Annotated in this window: 4 protein-coding genes; all 4 read left to right on the top strand. The window is 54.4% G+C overall.

The window, feature by feature from the left end; genetic code table 11:
* The first annotated feature begins 203 nt into the window (after positions 1-203).
* Entirely contained in the window at positions 204-854 is a 651-nt protein-coding gene (locus H6F43_RS04500) for an alpha/beta hydrolase (RefSeq protein WP_347272369.1), read from the top strand.
* Between the two features lie 88 nt (positions 855-942).
* The gene (locus H6F43_RS04495; protein WP_190341082.1) at positions 943-1155 is read left to right on the top strand and encodes a DUF2555 domain-containing protein; all 213 of its coding nucleotides are present in this window, start codon (positions 943-945) and stop codon (positions 1153-1155) included.
* A 102-nt stretch (positions 1156-1257) separates the two neighbouring features.
* On the top strand, positions 1258-2067 hold the full coding sequence (locus H6F43_RS04490) for a prohibitin family protein (RefSeq protein WP_190341079.1): 810 nt from the start codon (positions 1258-1260) through the stop codon (positions 2065-2067).
* A gap of 181 nt (positions 2068-2248) precedes the next feature.
* On the top strand, positions 2249-3276 hold a 1028-nt coding region (locus tag H6F43_RS04485; protein WP_190341077.1), incomplete at its 3' end, for a ring-opening amidohydrolase.

The raw sequence follows: 3276 nt of genomic DNA, 5'->3' as shown, positions 1-3276 counted from the left end.
GTTACGGGCGGATTCAATTTCCAGAGCGCTTGGACTACGGCATGGCTGGCAGGACAGGCGATCGGGCTTCAGACAACGTGTGACACAATCAGCTAATGCATTCACTCCGCCGCAACCACCTGACAAGACGTGCCCTTCTGGCGCTGGCAATTGGCGTCAGCCCTGTTATTATGACCAGTGCCGTGCGATCGAAGAGGGAGCCTGTGTCTCTAAGTGCCATTACGATTCCCGCCAGTAAGCCCCCCGCCAAAGGGCTGGTCGTCGTGCTGCATGGCTGGGGTGCCAACGCGCAGGATGTGCGATCGGCGGCCAGCTACCTGAAGCTGCCCGACTATCAACTGGTCTTTCCAGATGCCCCCTTTCCGTACCCCTACGCAGCGGGTGGCAAGATGTGGTACGACTTCCCAAACAACTTTCGGTTTCAGAGCACGCCGGAGTTTCGCGATCGTCCAGACCTGTCCACCAGTCGCCAGCGACTCAGCGAATTTTTACAATCGCTGGTAGACCAGACAGGCATTCCCTTCTCGCGGATGGTTTTGGGTGGCTTCTCCCAAGGCGGCGCAATGACGCTGGATGTTGGCTTCAACTTTCCCTTGGCAGGATTAATGGTCTTGAGCGGCTATCTGCACGCACCCTTGCCCGCTACGCTCTCCCACCGTCCGCCTGTGTTAATGGTGCACGGCAAGCAAGATACAGTCGTGCCGCTGCTGGCGGCTCACCAAGCGCGAGACAGCCTCAGTGCCTTAGGCGTCAAATCGCGCTACCAGGAGTACAACATGGGACACGAAATTTCTCCGACAGTGCTCCAGCAAGTACAAAGTTTTGTTGAAGAAACGTTGATTCGCGTCAGCTAACCATTAAGACTGCTGCATTAGCAGATCAAGCAGAGTAAGATATTACGAGAATCTGCTGAGGTTGCATTCGAGCAGCGGGAGGTGCGGCATGGTGACGATGAAGGTTGAGCAGTTAAACATTGAATCGTTAACGGTCGAAGACGTTAGCGCGATCGCCGTACGGTTGGAACAAGACGAATACACCAACGCCTTCGATGGTTTGCGGGATTGGCATCTGCTGCGAGCGATCGCATTTCAGCGCCCCGAGCTGGTTGAACCCTACTTCTACTTACTCGACTTAGAAGCCTACGATGAATCTTAAGCTTCTGTAGAGCATAAGCAGCGATTCCGTAGCAACAGACGGGAATCCTGTAGGTACCTTTGAGCAAGTCATCTCTGAGCAAACTTGTCACTCAAGAAACCTATGGGATTCTTCAAATTCAAGAACGTTGGTGTCGGTCTGGCTGCTGCTTCGATCGTTGGAATTGGTGCTCTAGTTGTTTTGTCTCGATTTTGCGTGATCATTCCGGTAGGTAAAGTCGGTGTGGTCGAAACGTTTGGCAAGGTGTCCGAAACCACGCTGGGTCCCGGAATTTACCTGCAAAATCCATTGTCCAATGTCATCCAGTTTTCCACCCAGACGCGAGAGGTAAAAGAAACCGCAGAGGTGCCCTCGAAAGATGGTCTGGTGGTGACGGTGGACATGAGCATTCTCTATCGGCTTGATCCCAGCAAAGTCAAGCAGCTATACGAAACCGTGGGCACTGAGTATGAAGGTGTAGTGCTGGTCCCACAGGCGCGATCGCTGATGCGAAGCGCCACTGCCAGCTATGAGGCACAAACGCTGTACACCTCTCAGCGCCAAGCCCTTAGTCAGCAATTGCAGCGATCGCTGAGCCAACAGGTTGCGCTGCGTGGAGTCATTGTGGAAGAAGCGCTGCTGCGGAATGTGGTGCTGCCGGAGTCAATTCAGAAGTCAGTACAACAAAAGCTGCAAGCTGAGCAGGACAGCCAGCGCATGGAATTTGTGATACAGAAAGAGCGCAAGGAAGCTGAGCGCAAGCGAATAGAGGCGCAAGGTGTCGCAGACTCCCAGCGGATTATTTCTCAGGGACTTACTGACAAGGTGCTACAGTTCCGCCAAATTGAAGCAACCGAAAAACTAGCTCAGTCGCAGAACGCCAAAATTGTCATTGTCGGCGATTCAAAAGCACCACTGAATCTGCAGCCGTAACTGCAAAGGAACTGGTCGAGCGACATAGCGGCTCTCGCTCCGCTGAGGGAACACTTACCCCCCTCTCCAACACGAAAAGAAACACTTTTCCCGCACAGGGAAAAGGTAGGTTCTCTCGGCGTACCGCACGAAGTGAGAAATGCTATATACTCCCGTCAATTGAGAAAAGCCGTCTGCACGCATGAACGTCAACGTGTTCAAAATTCCGCAGCGTAGTCCTGATGACCTGACTGGGCTAGAGACGTTAATCCAACAGGGCACGATCGACCCCGCCACGATCGTCGCCATTATGGGCAAAACTGAAGGCAATGGCTGCGTCAACGACTTTACCAGAGGCTTCGCGGTCCAAACGCTGAAGTTTTACCTACAGGCGAAAACCAGCATCGAACAGGCGAAAACCGTGATCTACGTGATGTCGGGTGGTACCGAAGGCGTGCTGAGTCCTCACCTCACCGTGTTCACCCGCGAGAACGACTCAGCCGAGGGCGATCGACGCTGGGGATTGGTGCTTGGCGTGCATCACACCCGCAATTTCCTGCCAAACGAAATCGGCACTCTGACGATGATTCATGTCGTAGCTGCCGGAGTGAAGACTGCGATCGCCCAAGCAGGATTGACACCAGAGCATGTGCATTTTGTCCAGATCAAATGCCCGCTGATGACTGCCGATCGCTTAGACAACAGCCCCATCCCTGACAGCTATAAATCAATGGCGTACTCTCGCGCGGCTTCCGCGTTGGGGGTCGCAGTTGCACTCGGCGAGATTGATCCAGAACACCTCACAGATGCCGACATTTGCCACAATTACGCGCTCTACTCCTCAGTTGCGTCTACATCGGCAGGTGTGGAGCTACAGAACTGCGAAATTTTAGTGCTGGGCAACGCACGTGATTCCACGAGCGATTTCGTGATTGGACACGGCGTCATGCAGCATGCGCTCGACATAGACGCCGTGAAGCAAGCGATCGCCTCGACCGGATCACCGGATCGCATCATTAATGTCTTTGCCAAAGCCGAAGCAGACCCTTCCGGCAAAATTCTCGATCGTCGCCACACCATGCTGGACGACTCCGACATCAGCCACACTCGCATGGCGCGGGCAGTTGTGGGCGCGGTGGTTGCTTCAGTCGTGCAAGATCCGATGGTGTATGTGTCTGGCGGCAGCGAGCATCAGGGACCTGCGGGTGGCGGACCGATCGCGGTGATTGC

The sequence above is a fragment of the Leptolyngbya sp. FACHB-36 genome (assembly GCF_014695955.1).
GTDB lineage: Bacteria > Cyanobacteriota > Cyanobacteriia > Leptolyngbyales > Leptolyngbyaceae > FACHB-36.
The sequence above is the reverse complement of the archived record's forward strand: the minus strand, read 5'-3'. Positions and strand labels throughout refer to the sequence as shown.

Coding starts and splice junctions, on each gene's coding strand:
- H6F43_RS04495 (WP_190341082.1), top strand. CDS start 943: ATGGTGACGATGAAGGTTGAGCAGTTAAACATTGAATCGTTAACGGTC.
- H6F43_RS04490 (WP_190341079.1), top strand. CDS start 1,258: ATGGGATTCTTCAAATTCAAGAACGTTGGTGTCGGTCTGGCTGCTGCT.